14 protein-coding genes are annotated in these 14938 nt (G+C 74.4%); 4 read left to right on the plus strand and 10 right to left on the minus strand.

Translation table 11 applies throughout. The features are described 5' to 3' along the window. Positions 1 to 53: 53 nt before the first annotated feature. The 3 genes from acnA to ACFI33_RS09715 all read right to left on the minus strand — a co-directional run bounded on the left by acnA (position 54) and on the right by ACFI33_RS09715 (position 6542). Positions 54 to 2756: an aconitate hydratase AcnA gene (acnA, locus tag ACFI33_RS09705; RefSeq protein ID WP_065423791.1), complete on the minus strand. Its 2703-nt coding sequence runs from the start codon at positions 2754 to 2756 to the stop codon at positions 54 to 56. 201 nt (positions 2757 to 2957) lie between these two features. Further along, the gene (locus ACFI33_RS09710; RefSeq protein ID WP_020625083.1) at positions 2958 to 4430 is read right to left on the minus strand and encodes a class I SAM-dependent RNA methyltransferase; all 1473 of its coding nucleotides are present in this window, start codon (positions 4428 to 4430) and stop codon (positions 2958 to 2960) included. A 159-nt stretch (positions 4431 to 4589) separates the two neighbouring features. Continuing rightward, positions 4590 to 6542: an APC family permease gene (locus ACFI33_RS09715; protein WP_049147139.1), complete on the minus strand. Its 1953-nt coding sequence runs from the start codon at positions 6540 to 6542 to the stop codon at positions 4590 to 4592. A gap of 134 nt (positions 6543 to 6676) precedes the next feature. Here ACFI33_RS09715 and ACFI33_RS09720 point away from each other — a divergent pair, with 134 nt between their 5' ends. Continuing rightward, complete coding sequence (locus ACFI33_RS09720) at positions 6677 to 7378, plus strand: potassium channel family protein (protein WP_020625081.1); 702 nt, start codon at positions 6677 to 6679, stop codon at positions 7376 to 7378. Continuing rightward, positions 7375 to 8088 carry a potassium channel family protein gene (locus tag ACFI33_RS09725; RefSeq protein ID WP_462623974.1) on the plus strand — a complete coding sequence of 238 codons (714 nt, stop codon included), beginning with the start codon at positions 7375 to 7377 and terminating at the stop codon, positions 8086 to 8088. Before ACFI33_RS09720 ends, ACFI33_RS09725 begins: the two co-directional genes overlap by 4 nt. Here the strand turns inward: ACFI33_RS09725 and ACFI33_RS09730 are convergent. The 4 genes from ACFI33_RS09730 to dut are packed head-to-tail and all read right to left on the minus strand — an operon-like array spanning position 8040 to position 10337. Further along, positions 8040 to 8744, minus strand: coding sequence for a DUF3159 domain-containing protein (locus ACFI33_RS09730; protein ID WP_010078552.1), 705 nt, complete (start codon positions 8742 to 8744; stop codon positions 8040 to 8042). The two genes, ACFI33_RS09725 and ACFI33_RS09730, sit on opposite strands and share 49 nt — an antisense overlap. A gap of 23 nt (positions 8745 to 8767) precedes the next feature. Further along, on the minus strand, positions 8768 to 9085 hold the full coding sequence (locus ACFI33_RS09735) for a single stranded DNA-binding domain-containing protein (RefSeq protein WP_036314126.1): 318 nt from the start codon (positions 9083 to 9085) through the stop codon (positions 8768 to 8770). Continuing rightward, positions 9082 to 9858 (minus strand): DUF3710 domain-containing protein, encoded by a 777-nt coding sequence (locus tag ACFI33_RS09740; protein WP_036314124.1) that lies wholly within the window; start codon positions 9856 to 9858, stop codon positions 9082 to 9084. Before ACFI33_RS09740 ends, ACFI33_RS09735 begins: the two co-directional genes overlap by 4 nt. After that, positions 9855 to 10337 carry a dUTP diphosphatase gene (gene dut, locus ACFI33_RS09745; RefSeq protein ID WP_010078549.1) on the minus strand — a complete coding sequence of 161 codons (483 nt, stop codon included), beginning with the start codon at positions 10335 to 10337 and terminating at the stop codon, positions 9855 to 9857. The genes ACFI33_RS09740 and dut overlap by 4 nt, the downstream gene beginning before the upstream one ends. Positions 10338 to 10454: 117 nt before the next feature. On the opposite strand from dut, the gene ACFI33_RS09750 reads away from it, so the two are divergent. Further along, positions 10455 to 10997, plus strand: coding sequence for a DUF3093 domain-containing protein (locus tag ACFI33_RS09750; protein WP_010078548.1), 543 nt, complete (start codon positions 10455 to 10457; stop codon positions 10995 to 10997). Between the two features lie 19 nt (positions 10998 to 11016). Here ACFI33_RS09750 and ACFI33_RS09755 read toward each other — a convergent pair whose 3' ends face one another. Further along, the gene (locus ACFI33_RS09755) at positions 11017 to 11316 is read right to left on the minus strand and encodes a DUF4193 domain-containing protein (protein ID WP_012750908.1); all 300 of its coding nucleotides are present in this window, start codon (positions 11314 to 11316) and stop codon (positions 11017 to 11019) included. 291 nt (positions 11317 to 11607) lie between these two features. On the opposite strand from ACFI33_RS09755, the gene sepH reads away from it, so the two are divergent. Beyond that, positions 11608 to 13038, plus strand: coding sequence for a septation protein SepH (gene sepH / locus ACFI33_RS09760; RefSeq protein WP_462623975.1), 1431 nt, complete (start codon positions 11608 to 11610; stop codon positions 13036 to 13038). A gap of 24 nt (positions 13039 to 13062) precedes the next feature. Here the strand turns inward: sepH and ACFI33_RS09765 are convergent, their stop codons facing one another. Together ACFI33_RS09765 and ACFI33_RS09770 are read right to left on the minus strand one after the other, a co-directional pair. Next, the gene (locus tag ACFI33_RS09765; protein WP_363931804.1) at positions 13063 to 14244 is read right to left on the minus strand and encodes an alkaline phosphatase family protein; all 1182 of its coding nucleotides are present in this window, start codon (positions 14242 to 14244) and stop codon (positions 13063 to 13065) included. Then, the gene (locus tag ACFI33_RS09770) at positions 14241 to 14909 is read right to left on the minus strand and encodes a DUF5998 family protein (RefSeq protein ID WP_152743530.1); all 669 of its coding nucleotides are present in this window, start codon (positions 14907 to 14909) and stop codon (positions 14241 to 14243) included. The genes ACFI33_RS09765 and ACFI33_RS09770 overlap by 4 nt, the downstream gene beginning before the upstream one ends. Between the last annotated feature and the right edge of the window lie 29 nt (positions 14910 to 14938).

Here is a 14938-nt window from a genome sequence, read left to right on the forward strand (position 1 = left end):
GGCCGCCGGGCCGCCGTCGTCGTGGTGCCCGCGCGCGGGCGGTGTCCCGTGGATCAGGCCTTCGCGGCGATCTGACGGAGCACGTACTGCAGGATGCCGCCGTTGCGGTAGTACTCGGCCTCACCGGGGGTGTCGATGCGGACGACCGCGTCGAACTCGGTGACCCTGCCGTCCTCACCGGTGGCCGTGACCTTCACGGTCTTCGGCGTGGTGCCCTCGTTGAGGGCGGTGATGCCGGAGATGTCGAAGGTCTCGGTGCCGGTCAGGCCCAGCGAGTCGGCGTTCTCACCCTCGGGGAACTGCAGCGGCAGCACGCCCATGCCGATGAGGTTCGAGCGGTGGATGCGCTCGAAGGACTCGGTGATCACGGCCTTGACGCCCAGGAGCGCGGTGCCCTTGGCCGCCCAGTCACGGGAGGAGCCGGAGCCGTACTCCTTGCCGCCCAGGACCACCAGCGGGGTGCCCTGCTCGGCGTAGTTCTGCGCCGCGTCGTACACGTAGGCCTGCGGGGCGCCCTCCTGGGTGAAGTCACGGGTGAAGCCGCCCTCCACGCCGTCGAGCAGCTGGTTCTTGATGCGGATGTTCGCGAACGTGCCGCGGATCATCACCTCGTGGTTGCCACGACGGGAGCCGTAGGAGTTGAAGTCCTTGCGCTGCACGCCGTTCTCCAGCAGGTAGCGGCCCGCCGGGGTGTCCGACTTGAAGGAGCCGGCCGGGGAGATGTGGTCCGTGGTCACGGAGTCGCCCAGCTTGAGCAGGACGCGGGCGCCGGAGATGTCCGACACCGGGTCCGGCTGCATGGTCATGCCCTCGAAGTACGGGGGCTTGCGCACGTAGGTGGACTTCTCGTCCCACTCGAAGGTGGAGCCCGAGGGGGTCTCCAGGGACTGCCAGCGCTCGTCGCCGTCGAAGATCGTGGCGTACTGCGAGGTGAACATCTCGGTGTCGATCGACGCGTCGATGATCTTCTGGACCTCGGTCGGGTCCGGCCAGATGTCCTTGAGGAAGACGTCGTTGCCCTCGGTGTCCTGGCCCAGGGCCTCGTTCTCGAAGTCGAAGTCCATGGTGCCGGCCAGGGCGTAGGCGACCACCAGCGGCGGGGAGGCCAGGTAGTTCATCTTCACGTCCGGGTTGATGCGGCCCTCGAAGTTGCGGTTGCCGGAGAGCACCGCGGTCACGGACAGGTCGTTCTCCTGGATGGCCTCGGAGATCTCGGACTCCAGCGGGCCGGAGTTGCCGATGCAGGTGGTGCAGCCGTAGCCGACCACGTTGAAGCCGAGGTCGTTGAGGGACTCGCGCAGCCCGGACTTCTCGTAGTAGTCCGTCACCACGCGGGAGCCCGGGGCCACGGAGGTCTTCACCCACGGCTTGGACTTCAGGCCCTTGGCGACCGCGTTGCGGGCCAGCACGCCGGCCGCCATCATCACGGACGGGTTGGACGTGTTGGTGCACGAGGTGATCGAGGCGATGGACACGGCGCCGTGGTCCAGCTGGAACTGGCGGCCGTCCGCCATGGCCACGTCCACGAGCTTGGACGGGCGGCCCTTGCCGGCCTCGTCCTGCGTGGCGTAGTTGTGCAGGTCCTTGCGGAACTGGTCCTTGGAGTCGGTGAGCTCGATGCGGTCCTGGGGGCGCTTCGGGCCGGAGATGGAGGGCACCACGGTGGACAGGTCCAGCTCGAGGTACTCGGAGTAGGCGACCTCGGAGGACGGGTCGTGCCACATCCCCTGCTCCTTGGTATACGCCTCCACGAGGGCGACCTGCTCCTCGGAGCGACCGGTCAGGCGCAGGTAGTCGAGGGTGACCTCGTCGATCGGGAACATGGCGGCGGTGGAGCCGAACTCGGGCGACATGTTGCCGATGGTGGCGCGGTTGGCCAGGGGCACGGAGCCGACGCCCTCGCCGTAGAACTCGACGAACTTGCCGACCACGCCGTGCTGGCGGAGCATCTCGGTGATGGTCAGCACGACGTCGGTCGCGGTGGCGCCGGACGGGATGCTGCCGGTCAGCTTGAAGCCCACGACCCGCGGGATCAGCATGGACACGGGCTGGCCGAGCATCGCGGCCTCGGCCTCGATGCCGCCGACGCCCCAGCCGAGCACGCCCAGGCCGTTGACCATGGTGGTGTGCGAGTCGGTGCCGACGCAGGAGTCCGGGTAGGCGCGCAGCACGCCGTCGACCTCGCGGGTCATCACGGTGCGGGCCAGGTTCTCGATGTTGACCTGGTGGACGATGCCCATGCCCGGGGGGACGACCTTGAAGTCGTCGAAGGCGGTCTGGCCCCAGCGCAGGAACTTGTAGCGCTCGCCGTTGCGCTCGTACTCGATCTCCATGTTCCGCTCGATGGCGGCGTCGTTGCCGAAGGAGTCGATCTGCACGGAGTGGTCGATCACGAGCTCGGCCGGGGAGAGCGGGTTCACGCGCTCCGGGTCGCCACCCAGGTCCTGGATGGCCTCACGCATGGTGGCCAGGTCCACGACGCAGGGCACGCCGGTGAAGTCCTGCATGATCACGCGCGCCGGCGTGAACTGGATCTCGGTGTCCGGCTGGGCGTTCGGGTCCCAGGCGGCCAGGGCCTTGATCTGGTCGGCGGTCACGTTGGCGCCGTCCTCGGTGCGCAGCAGGTTCTCCAGCAGCACCTTCAGGGAGTAGGGCAGCTTCTGCGCCCCCTCGACCTTGTTCAGACGGAAAATCTCATACTCGGCGCCCTTGACGTCCAGGACGCCCTTGGAGCCGAAGCTGTCGACGGTGGTCACGAGAGGACTCCTCTTCCCGCCCGGTTTCCTCCGGGCGCTCGTCCAGTGGGGGGTGGTCACCCGCGGCCGCGGACCGCGCCCCGTCCGGGACGGGCGTCGTCTGCGTCACAGGTGCCGCACTGCGTCCCAGGGTACCGCGCCGGTCCCGTGTGACGCGGGCATGGCGCGCGGCGGCCCGCAGGCCGCCGCGCGGATGCCGGGTCAGATCTCGACGACGGCCGCGGCCGGGGCGCTCTGGGCGGCCGGCACCAGCACGGTCACCGACTCGAGGTGGTGCGTGTCCGGGTAGAGGTCGAACACGCGGGCGCGCTCCACCTCGTAGCCGCCGTCGCGCAGCCACGCCAGGTCGCGGGCGAACGAGGCGGGGTCGCACGAGACGTACACGATGCGGCCCGGCTCGAGCGCGAGGATGCGCTCGATCGCCCGCCGCCCCGCGCCCGCCCGCGGCGGGTCCAGGACGACGGTGTCCAGCGCGGCACCGCCGAGGCCGCCGTCCGCCACGGGACGCTCGGGGTACTTCAGCCAGCTGCCGAGCACCTTGTCCGTGGGGCCGTTGAGCACCGAGGCCTGCGGCTGGTCGTGCAGGTTGCGGCGGGCGTCCTTCGAGGCCTGGCGGGAGGCCTCCACCGAGTACACGCGGCCCTCGGGTCCCACGGCGTCCGCCAGGTACGCGCTGAACAGGCCGGCGCCGCCGTAGAGGTCGGCCACGACCTGGCCCGGCTCGACGCGCGCGTCCTCGAGCACCGCGTCCACGAGGGTGGCCGGGGCGTGCTGGTGGACCTGCCAGAAGCCGTCACCCGTGACGCGGAAGCGCTTGGTGCCGCCGCGCTCGGACTCCACGGTCTCCTCGACCCAGGTCTTGCCGGTGATGCGCTCGACCTTGACCGGCTGGAACTGCTTCGGGCCGGGCAGGGCCAGGCCGGTGGAGACGTCCACGCCGCACGCATTGGCCGCCTGGCGGATCCGGGTGCGCAGCCGGCCGAGCTTGACCTCGTCCGCCCGCGTCTGCGGGGTGGGCGTCACCAGCACGAGGGGGCGGGAGCCGGAGGCCGGCGTCGCGACGTCCACGCGGGCGGCTCCGGTGAAGTCCCAGTCCCACAGGGCGAGCGCATCGAGGGCCGGCACGCCGAGCGGCATGTTGCGCACGGGTAGGAGGGTCGCCGAACGGTAGGCGTGCATCGCGATGTGCCCCTGGGGGGTCACCGCGAACGCGTTCCGGGTCCGCCAGCGCTGGCCGGTGGGCTCGTCCTCGGAGCCGGCGAAGCACACCTCCGGCTCCACCGCGAGGTCGGCGATGCGGTGCACCGTGTCCCGGAAGACCTGGGCCTTGAGCCGGCGCTGGTGCGGGACCACGATGTGGCCGAACTCGGCGCCGCCCACGGGCGGGCGACCCGAGGCGTGGGCGCGCAGCATGTCCGCGAGCTTCCACTGGTGGATGCGGCGGAACTCGGAGGGCCGCAGCACCTCCACGACGTCGCCGCGCCAGAAGCGGGCCCCGTCCTCGGCCTCGGTCAGGGCCACCCGGACCTTCTCGCCGGGCACGGCGTGGCGCACGAAGACGACCCGCCCCTCGTGCCGGGCCACGCAGTGGCCGCCGTGGGCCATGGCCCCGACCTCCACCTCGATGGTCCTCCCGATCCCGGTGACGTCTGTGGACGTGTCGACGACTGCCATGTCTGGCTCCTCTCGCATCGCAGCGCGCTTCAGGTCTTGCCCTGAGCATCGACTGGTCAGATCATCATCATCCTTGCAGACCGATGCGGCTGTGTCGCCTCGATCGTGGGCGCGCCGTCGGACGGCGTCATCCGCCGCTCCCCGGGGGCGCCGGGGCGGTCAAGAGCCCTGGCCCTCGTGGACCTGCCACGGCACCGAGCCCACCATCACGCCCGGCTCCCGCTGCAGTCGCCGCGTCTGGCGGGTGGCGGTCCGGTTGTGCAGGAGCGTGCGCCAGCCCGGCCGGACCACGTACTCCGGGATGAACACCATGGTCAGGTCCCGCGGGGAGCGGCGTCGGTGCTCGCGCACATGCCGCACCAGGGGGGCCACCGTGTCGCGGTAGGGCGAGGCGATCACGGTGAGCGACATCGGCAGGCCGGCACGCTCCCAGGCGTCGATCACCTCCAGGGTGGCGGCGCGCTCGGCGTCCACGACGACGGCCTCGAGGGAGGACGGCCGCGACGCGCGGGCGTAGGCCAGCGCCCGCAGCGCCGGCCGGTCCAGCGTGGTCACGACGACCACCACGTGGACCCGCGAGGGCAGGGCCCGCGCGTCGTCCTGGGGGTCCGGTGCGAGCTCGCGGTCCACGTCCGCGTAGTGGCGGCGGATCCGGCCCATCACCAGCGAGCCGAGCACGATCGCCAGCAGCGCCACCCACGCGCCCTGCGTGAAGCGGGTGACCAGGACGACGACGCCCGCCAGCGCCGTGACCACCCAGGCCACCGCCGTGATGATCAGGCGCAGCCGGACGGCCGCGCGGGCCCGGGCGCCCGGTGTGTGCACGAGCCGGCGGCGCCACAGCCGCAGCATGCCGGCCTGCGCGAGCGTGAAGGCCAGCAGCACGCCGATGACGTAGAGCTGCACGAGCAGGGCGGTCCGGGCCTCGAAGAACAGCACGAGCGAGAGGGCCACGGCCCCCATCCCGAGGACGCTCCACGTGTGCACCAGCCGGTCGCTGCGGACCCTCAGCTGCCGGGGCAGGTAGCCGTCCTCGGCCACGCGCGCGGCCAGGGCGGGGAACGAGCGGAACGCCGACTTGGCCGCGAACAGCAGGAGCAGGGCGGTGGCCGCGATGGTGGCGACGGACAGGATGCTGCCCGGGCCGTACACGGTGTCCGCGAGCTGGGCGAGCACGGGGGCGGGGGCGCGGTCGGGCGTGACCTCGGCACCCGCGGCGTCCCGGAGGTTCTCCAGCTCCAGCCCGACGACGACGCCGGTGCGCTGAGCCAGGTGCATGACGCCCACGGTCAGCGCGCCGAGGGTGAGGGCCATCACGGTGAGCACCCACCGCACCGTGGGCACGGCCGGCCGGGCCATCAGGCGGGTGCTCGAGACCGGCACCTCGACGCCGGTGAGCAGCACCGATCCCGCGCTGAACGCGCGCAGGGCGAGCAGCGCCGTCGCCACGGTGCCGACGGTCCCGCCGACCCCGGCGCCCTCCTGCGTCCAGCCGGCCGTCGGCGCCGCGCCGAGCAGCCCACGGCCCTCCTGCCACAGGCCCGCCAGGACGAGCAGCGCGGTCAGGGCGACGAACACGCTCACGAGCACGGGCAGCACCCACCGGGACAGCCGCACCCCGCGGAGCGCGGCCAGGAGTACGCCCACGAGCGCGGCCGAGGCCACCAGCACGCGGCTGCCGACGGTGAGTCCGGGGGCCAGCGCCGCCACGAAGTGGGCGAAGGCGGCCACGGAGACCGCGGCGGTGAACACGAAGTCCAGCAGGAGTGCGGCCGAGGCGACGACGCCGGCCCTCGGGCCCAGCTTCGTGCCGGCCATGTGATAGATGCCGCCGTGCGGAACGGCGGCGACCGCGGCGCGGAAGGACACGACGATGAGCAGCATCACCGCGACGACGGCCCAGCCGACGGCGGGTCCGAGCGCGAGCGCGGACGTGCCGGCCGCGACCAGGGTGAGGATGACCTCGTCCGGGGCGTAGGCGAGGGAGGACAGGGCGTTCGACGACGTCACGGGCAGCGCCCGCCACCGGTTCATGCGGGGCTCGTCGGCGGCGTGCGACGTCACGGGGCGACCGAGGAGGCCGCGGCGCAGGAGGGAGGACAGCGTGGCCACCGCACCACGGTACCCCCGCCGGGCCCGGGCGCCGCGGCGACGCGGATGCTCCCGGACGTGCCCGCCGGATGCGAGGATGGAGCGCGCGTCGGCTCCCCGGCGCACGGAGCACCGCACGAGAGGCAGGGACGGGCATGGCCCACTACGTGATCGTCGGCGGCGGACGGGTGGGCACCCGGTTGGCGGCCGCGCTGGACGCGGCCGGTCACGGCGTCGCCCTCGTGGACCGCGACCCGCGGACCGTGGAGGGGCTGGCCCCCGGCTTCTCCGGCGAGCTCGTGGCCGGCGTGGGCTTCGACCGCTCCGCGCTGCTCGCCGCCGGCATCGACCGCGCGCAGGGCCTGGCGGCCGTGACCGCGGACGACAACACGAACATCATCGCCGCCCGCGTGGCCCGCGAGACCTTCCACGTGGACCACGTGGTGGCGCGCATCTACGACGCCGACCGGGCCCGGCTGTACCAGCGCCTCGGCATCCCCACGGTCGCCTCGATCCAGTGGACGGCCGACCAGGTGCTGCACCGGCTGCTGCCGGCCGGCACCGCCGACGCGGAGCACCGCGACGCCTCCGGCCGGCTGCTCGTGACCGAGCTGGTCCCCCACTCTTCGTGGTGGGGCCGTCGGCTGACCGACGTCGAGTCCACGGTGGGGATGCGCATCGCCTACCTCACCCGGCTCGGCGACGGCCAGCTGCCCCGGCCGGGCGACCGCCTGCAGGAGGGCGACGTGCTGCACGCCGTCTACCCGGTGGACCGCCGGGACCAGGTGGAGGCCGCCCTGCAGGGCGAGGCACGCGTGCCGGACGGCACGGACGAGGACGAGGAGGGACGGGCATGAGGGCCGTCATCGCCGGAGCCGGCGCCGTGGGCGCCTCCATCGCGCGGGAGCTGCACGCGCACGGCCACGAGGTGGTCGTCGTCGAGGCGCGCACGGACGCGGCCCGCAAGGCCGACGTCGGCGGCGCACGCCTCGTCCTCGGGGATGCGTGCGACCTGACCGTGCTCGAGCAGTGCGGCGCCCTGGAGGCGGACGTGCTCGTCGCGGCGACCGGCGACGACCGGGTCAACCTCGTGTGCTCCCTGCTGAGCCGCTCGGAGTTCGGCGTCGGCCGCACCGTGGCTCGCGTCAACAACCCGCTCAACGACTGGCTCTTCGACGAGTCGTGGGGCGTGGACGTGGCCGTGTCCACCCCCTCGATCATGACGGCGCTCGTGGAGGAGGCCGTGGAGACCGGGGACCTCGTGCGCCTGCTCAGGCTGGAGGCCGGCGGCGCGGCGCTGTCCGAGTTCCGGGTCCCGGCAAAGCACTGGCTCGAGGGCCGGCGCATCGGCACCGTGTCCTGGCCGCAGGAGGCTCCGCTCGTGGCGGTCGTGCGCGACGGCGCCCCCCGGCAGGCGTCGGCGGACGAGGTCCTGGAGGTGGGCGATGAGCTCTTCTTCCTGGCCGCCAGCTCCGCCGAGCCGGCCCTGCGTCGCCTCCTCGTCGGCGAGGGCCGCGTTCAGGGGCGTTCGGAGGCGGCGGAGTCCGCCGGCACGCCGTCGTCCTGACCGGGCGAGCTGACGGACCAGGCGAGCCAGAGCCCCAGGGCATAGAGCGGCAGGCCCATCACCAGGCGGGCCACCCCGAGCGCGGTGACGGCGTCCCCGAGGTAGAGGGGCACCTGCACCGCCAGGCGCAGCGCGAACACGGCCACGAGGATCCAGGTGGCCGCGGCGTAGGCGCGGCGCCGACGCCGGTGGGCCCGCCAGCGGGTTCCCTCGGCGCGCACGAGGCCGAGCACCAGGCCCGCCGCGGGCCAGCCCACGAGGGCGGACACCGCGAACGCGAGGCCATAGGCGGCGTTGGTGACGAAGCCCCACAGGTAGTAGTCGCGGGCCTGGCCGGTGGTCAGGGAGACCACGACGGACAGGACGACGACGGCGAGGCCGGCCAGCACCTGGACCGGCGACTGGCGCTGGACGAGGCGCGCGACGCCCAGCACGAGTGCGACCACGACGGCCGCCACGCCGGAGGGCCACACCTGCTGGGTGGCGACGTAGCCGACCATGTAGACGAGGGTGGGCAGGGAGGCCTCGACGATGCCGCGCCAGCCACCGACGCTGCCCAGCGCGTCGAGGCGGCCGCGCTCGTCCAGACGGGCTCGAGACGGCAGGGGGCCGGCGCCGTCCGGGGCGGCGGTGGCGGGGCCGTGCGGCTCGGTCATGGGCTCTCCTCTCGGGGCCGTGCTCAGAGCGTGGCGCCGGGCGCGTCGACCAGGTCGAACTCGGGGTTGTGCAGGGTGGGCACGCCGTCCATCTGGGTGACGCGGCCGCGGACCGTCAGCCACTCCCCCGGCATGACGCCGGGCACGCGGCGCCGCCCGTGCCAGACCAGCTGCAGCGTCTCGGCGGGCGCCATGCTCCCGGGTGCGGGCAGGCGGTCGGCCAGGGCCGCGCGGAAGACGGTCGCCTCGTCCGCACCGGGCAGCGTGACGGAGGCGATGACGCCGCGGCGCTCGATGCGGCCGGCGGGCCCGACCGGGCGGGGGGCGACGGCGGGACTCACCGGATCTCCGTGATCTCCGGACCGCGCTCGGGCAGCCCGGTGGCCTCCGGTGCCGCGCCGTCCCCCGGGCCGGCGGCGGTGTCCGCGAGCACGTCCCGGCCCTCGTCCGGGGCCGGGCGACGACGCTGCAGCGGGCGCGCGTTGGGCGGCGGACGCAGGGGCAGCAGCTCGCGCGGCGGGAGCGGCTCGTCGCCCCGCACCACGACCAGGTCGGAGAACACCTGTTCCAGCGGCTCGGCGGCCTCCGGCTGGAAGGCGGCCTCGCCGTGGAACACGCCGCGGACGAACCAGCGCGGTCCGTCCACGCCCACGAACCGGGCGACGTTCCACCCCGGCGAGCCGTCCGGCAGCGCCGCCGGCACGCGCGTGAGGATCTCGACGCCGAAACGGCCGGTCTGCTCCTGCACGGTCGCGTGGGCCGTGGTCGACAGGGAGTCGTGCAGCTCGGCGCGCAGGTCGTCCCACAGACCCGTGCGACGGGGGGCGCTGAACGCCTGGACCTGCAGGGCCGAGCGTCCGAGGCTGATGGTGGCGGCGACGATCCGCTTCGTCGCGTCCTCGACGTCGAGGCGCAGCTTCATGCCCTGGACGGCCCTCAGGCGCAGCGACCCCAGGTCGATCATGCCGGCGGGATCCGGGCGGGTGGCGACGTCGTGCGGACCGACGTCGGCGGTTGCCGGCGCGGCGGCGATCTCGAGGTCGCGCTCCTCCAGCAGCTCGTCCGGCAGGCTGACCTGCTCGTGGCGCACGGTGCGGTTGCGTCCGAAGATCACGACGTCCTCCCAGGGGTGGTGTCGGCGGTGAAGCCGCCGGTCGAGCCGAAGCCGCCGGCCCCGCGCTCGGAGTCGGGCAGCACGTCCACGGGCTCGAAGCGGGCGCGCACGACCGGCTGCAGCACGAGCTGGGCGATCCGGTCGCCGCGGCGCAGCACGATCGGCTCGGTCGGGTCCAGGTTGATCAGGGGCACCTTGATCTCGCCGCGGTAGCCGGCGTCGATGGTGCCCGGGGCGTTGACGATGGTCAGGCCGCGACGGACCGCGAGACCCGAGCGGGGGTGCACGAACCCCGCGTGGCCTTCCGGGATGGCCAACGCCACGCCGGTCGGCACCAGGGCGCGCTCGCCCGGGGCCAGGGTCACGTCGACGGCGGTGCGCAGGTCCGCGCCCGCGTCGCCCGGCTGCGCGTAGGCGGGCGGGGCCAGGCCCGGATCGAGGGCGTGCAGGGGCACGGGCAGCTCGGCGGAGTCGGTCACGAGGCCCGACCCTACACGAGCACCCGTCGGCCCGGGGCCGCGTCGAGGCGGTCGGGCGGGCGCCCTCGCCGGTGCCGCGCGGCGGGACCGGAGTCCGGATGTGGGAAGCTGGGACCCATGCGTGATCCCCAGCAGCACCCCGTCGCCGATGCCTCCCGCCGCGCCCCCGAGGGCGCTGCGGCGGGACCCGATCCGGTCCTGTTCGAGGAGCGGTTGACGCCCTCCCCGGGGGTCTGGGCCGTGGCGCTCATGCTGGCGGCGTTGACGATCCTCGTGTTCGCGCCGATCGACCTCGGGCTGGGCATCGCCGCCGCCGTCGTGTTCTTCGCCGTCGAGGCCCTGCTCCTGGTGGCCACCACCCCGCGCATCGTGGTGCGCGAACGCACCCTCCAGGTGGGCCGCGCCAGCATCGAACGGCACCACGTCGGTCAGGTCACGGGGTATCGCGGCGAGGACGCCCGGGCCCAGCGCGGCCCGCTGCTGCACGGGCTGGCCTTCGTGAACCTGCGCGGCTGGATCGCGCCCGTCGTGCGGATCCAGCTGACCGACGAGCGCGACCGCACGCCCTACTGGCTGACCAGCACCCGGCGTCCGGAGGAGCTGGTCGCGGCCCTCGGCGGGGCCATGGCCCGGCAGGAGGGGGCGGCCGAGGACCGCTGACCGCCCCGGCGGCGGGGGCTCAGCCCTCGCAGTCGGTGCAGTAGATCAGGCCGTTCTTCTCACGCGCGGCCTGCGAGCGATGGCGGACCAGGAAGCAGGAGGCGCAGGTGAACTCATCCGACTGGGCGGGCAGCACCCGCACCATCAGCTCTTCACCCGAGAGGTCGGCGCCAGGCAGTTCGAACTCCTCGGCGGCCTCCGCCTCGTCCTCGTCCACGACGGCGGACTGGGTGTCCGTGCGCCGTGCCTTCAGCTCCTCGATGGAGTTCTGGCTCAGCTCTTCCTCGTTCTTGCGAGGGGCGTCGTAGTCAGTGGCCATGGGGTTTCACGCTCCGCTGGTGGGGGACGGCACCGGGACCGGTGCCGGCACTGCGCGGACGGCGTCGTGGACGGGCCACGCATCACCGGCCTGCGCCGTTGCGCGTAGATTGTGCACCATGGCCGAACCCGTGCCAAATGTTGACGGGCGTGCTCGCCCAGGGCGGATTCCCGCGGCCGCTCGTCCCTCGCCCGGGCCGTGGTCTGCGGCCCGGCGGCTAGGATCGGGGCATGCCCGGCCGGGCGTCCGCACGCCCGGTGACCAGAACACGACGTCGGAGGGACCACCGCCATGGCAGAGCTGCGACTGACCGGACCCACCGAGGACGGCGACGCGCTGCGCCTGTCGGGGCCCGAGGGTGAGGAGCACACGCTCGCTCTCTCCCCCTATCTGCGCCGGCTGGTTCTCGAGGGTGGTGCGCCCGCGGCCGTGCGACGGTCCGAGGACGGCCCCGCGGCCTGGCACGACATGACCGAGATGGACGTCGCCGAGGAGGACGCCGAGGGGCCGGTGGACGCGGCGAGGCACGCCGACGAGTCCGCGGAGGAGGGCGAGCGGGCTCCCGACGTGCCCTCCGGCCCGACCCGTCCGGACGAGGACCTCGCGCTCACCCCCCGCATCGACCCGCAGCCCGCGGCCGACGATGAGACCGCAGACGGCCCGACCCCGGCGCCGCTGACCGACCAGGAGTCCATCAAGGCCGCCGCGACCCACGAGGCCGAGCCCCTCACCCCCCGGGAGATCCAGCAGCGCATCCGTGCGGGCGCCTCCGTGGAGCAGGTGGCCCGGGAGAGTGGAAACGCCTTCTCGCGCATCCGCACCTACGGTCACCCCGTCCTGGCCGAGCGCGACTGGATCGCCCGGCAGGCCCGCGCCGTCGAGGTCTGGGTCGGCGGGCCCGACCTCTACTCGGACCTCGTCCAGGACGGCGGCCCCACGACGCTCGGCGAGCTCGCCGCGCACCGGCTCGCCGAGCTGGGCGTGGACGAGGCGAGCCTCGAGTGGGACGCGTGGCGCGAGGACCAGGCCGGCTGGACCGTGGCCGCCCGGTTCGCCGTGGCCGGCGCGAGGGGTCTGCCCACCCGCGAGGAGCCGCCGGCGCTCTGGACGTTCCGCCCGGCCGGACGCCACCTAGAACCCGAGAACGCCTGGGCCCGCGCCCTGTCCGAGGCGGAGGCCTGGGACCTGGTGCCCCGCGCCCCCGCGGCCGAACCGGTGACGGACGACGTGGACGCCGAGGACGCCGTGACCCCCGCGGGTGCGCACTCCCCGGCCGCCGACCGCGACGCCGACCTGCTGGAGATCCTGCGGGTGCGCCGGGGTCAGCGCGTGGGCGCGGACCTGGAGTCGGATGACGCGCTGGCCCACCTGATCGCCCGCGAGCACCAGGACCGGAGTCGGCGCGAGGCCGCCCAGGCGCCCGAGCGGCTCGCCCCGGTCGACGCCGAGGGGGCCCTGACGACCGCCGACGACGCCCCGGTCGTCGACGAGCCGGAACCGGCCGCCGAGATCGACCGCGCCGAGGACACTGCCGCAGACGTCGCGGACGCGGAGGTCGCGGACGCGGGTGTCGAGGACGAGGGGGCGGAGCCCGCGCCCCGCGAGCGTGCCGCGCGCCCTGCCATGCCGACCGTCACGCCGCGCCCCCGGGCCCGCTCGGCCGCTCGCCGCGCGTCCGTGCCCAGCTGGGACGAGATCGTCTTCGGCCGCAAGGGCGACTGACCCCGGCCCGGCCCCGGGGCGGGCTCAGCGGTGCCAGGTGAGCAGCGGGACCTCCCGCTCGGCGCGCGTGGGCGCGCCGTGCTGGCCCACCATCTCGAAGGCGTGCGGGGGCACCCGCCGGCCGTCGTAGAGGGCCAGATCCCCGTGCACGGCGACGAGCAGATCCCCGATGCGGGCACGGACCCGGTCCTCGACGACGGCGCCGAACCAGCCAGCGTCGACGGCCTCGTCCCGCGTGAGCACCCACGCGTGCGCCCCGTAGCGCTCGGCCCAGGCGCGCCGCACCCTCGCGCGCACGTCCGGACCCGCGTCGGACCGGAAGTGCAGCTGCACGAGGCGGGGCTCCCCCGCGGTGTGCGCGACCCCCTCGAGCAGCGCGGCGTCGGCGAGCTCCCCGGCCTCATCCAGGGCGGCGTAGTCCACGCGGCGCGACGGCGGCACGTCGACCATGCCGTGGTCGCCGGTGGCGAGCACCACCGTCCCGGCGGGCACGCGGTCCACCAGGCGCCGCACCGCCGCGTCGATCTCCTCGAGGGCGTGCAGCCACCGGTCCGAGCCCACGCCGTCCCGGTGGCCGGCCCTGTCCAGCTCGTTGACGTAGAAGTAGACGAGCGTGGGCACGCGGGCGTCCTTCAGCGCGCGTTCGGCGGCCTGGGCGCGGGCGATCAGGGTGCGACCGGCCACAAACCGGCCGCCGCGCAGCCCCGCCCGCGTCAGGGCCGAACGCTCGAAGGCGGGCAGCGAGACCGTGACGGCGTCCACGCCGGCCGCGGCGGCACGCTCGAACACGGTGGGCTTCGGCTGCCACCCCACCGGGTCGGTGGCCTCGTCCCAGCCGCCCAGCTGATTGATCACCACGTCCCGGTCCGGGTCGAACACGTCGTAGCCGGCCACGCCGTGCTCCCCGACGTCCAGCCCGGTGCCCAGGCTCGTGAGGGAGGCGGCCGTCGTGGTGGGCACGGCCACCTCGAGGACGCGGCCGCCGTCGGCCATCGCCGAGCGCAGCGTGGGGGCGTGGCCGCCGAAGCGCTTCAGCAGGGACCGTCCGAGGCCGTCCACCAGGGCGACGACCACGCGGCGGCCCGCCGGGACCGCGAGCGCGTTCTCACAGCCCGGGACGCCGAGGGCGGCCGCGGCGGAGGTCAGGACGGAGCGCAGGGCACGGTCGGCGGGGACCACACCCGCGGGGAGGGCGGGCCCCGTCACGTGGTGGCCGCCAGGTGGGCGCGGCGCAGGGCCCGGGCGAAGGCCAGGGCGCCGTCGACGGCCCCCTGCCCGTCGGCGTCGGCGGCGACGCGGATCACGAGGTCCTCACGGGTGGCGGTGCCGGTGTAGCCGTGGTCGAGGTCGCACTGGGGGTCGGCGCAGCCGGCGGGCTGCAGATCCAGGCGCTGGCCGCCGGCCCACAACAGCCCGAGGGTCATCTCGGCCACGGGGTCGGACGGCCGGAAGCGGGCGGGGTCGGCGTGGCCCGTGGTCAGGACCACGGAGCCGAGGGCGCGGACCGGGACCATCTCGGTGGAGACCTGGGCGAGGACCGCCTGGCCGGCCGGGTCGGCGGCGTGGTCGTCGAGGTGGACGGCCAGCAGGGTGTCCCCGGCGAGCACGAGGGCCGTGATGTGCCGGTGGATCTCCTCGTAGTCGAAGTGCGTGTCCACGTGGACGAGGTGCGCGTCCGGGGTGCGGCCCTCGAGCTCGACGGCGATGGCGTGCGCCACGAGGTCCGGGTAGAAGCCGGCGCGGACAAGCGAGGCGTCGAGGCCGCCACTGCCGTCCAGGGTGCGGGCCTCGCGCTGCCGGCCCTCGGCCTCGGGGGCGCCGGGGCGGTGGTCGGGACGGCCGGGCTCGTGACTCCTGCGGAACGGGCTCATGTCCCCCATGCTACGGGTCCGGTGCCGGG

It is taken from the genome of Micrococcus sp. PSi08, assembly GCF_054960655.1.

Coding starts and splice junctions, on each gene's coding strand:
- ACFI33_RS09710 (WP_020625083.1), bottom strand. CDS start 4,430: ATGGCAGTCGTCGACACGTCCACAGACGTCACCGGGATCGGGAGGACC.
- ACFI33_RS09720 (WP_020625081.1), top strand. CDS start 6,677: ATGGCCCACTACGTGATCGTCGGCGGCGGACGGGTGGGCACCCGGTTG.
- ACFI33_RS09725 (WP_462623974.1), top strand. CDS start 7,375: ATGAGGGCCGTCATCGCCGGAGCCGGCGCCGTGGGCGCCTCCATCGCG.
- ACFI33_RS09730 (WP_010078552.1), bottom strand. CDS start 8,744: ATGACCGAGCCGCACGGCCCCGCCACCGCCGCCCCGGACGGCGCCGGC.
- ACFI33_RS09750 (WP_010078548.1), top strand. CDS start 10,455: ATGCGTGATCCCCAGCAGCACCCCGTCGCCGATGCCTCCCGCCGCGCC.
- ACFI33_RS09755 (WP_012750908.1), bottom strand. CDS start 11,316: ATGGCCACTGACTACGACGCCCCTCGCAAGAACGAGGAAGAGCTGAGC.
- sepH (WP_462623975.1), top strand. CDS start 11,608: ATGGCAGAGCTGCGACTGACCGGACCCACCGAGGACGGCGACGCGCTG.
- ACFI33_RS09770 (WP_152743530.1), bottom strand. CDS start 14,909: ATGAGCCCGTTCCGCAGGAGTCACGAGCCCGGCCGTCCCGACCACCGC.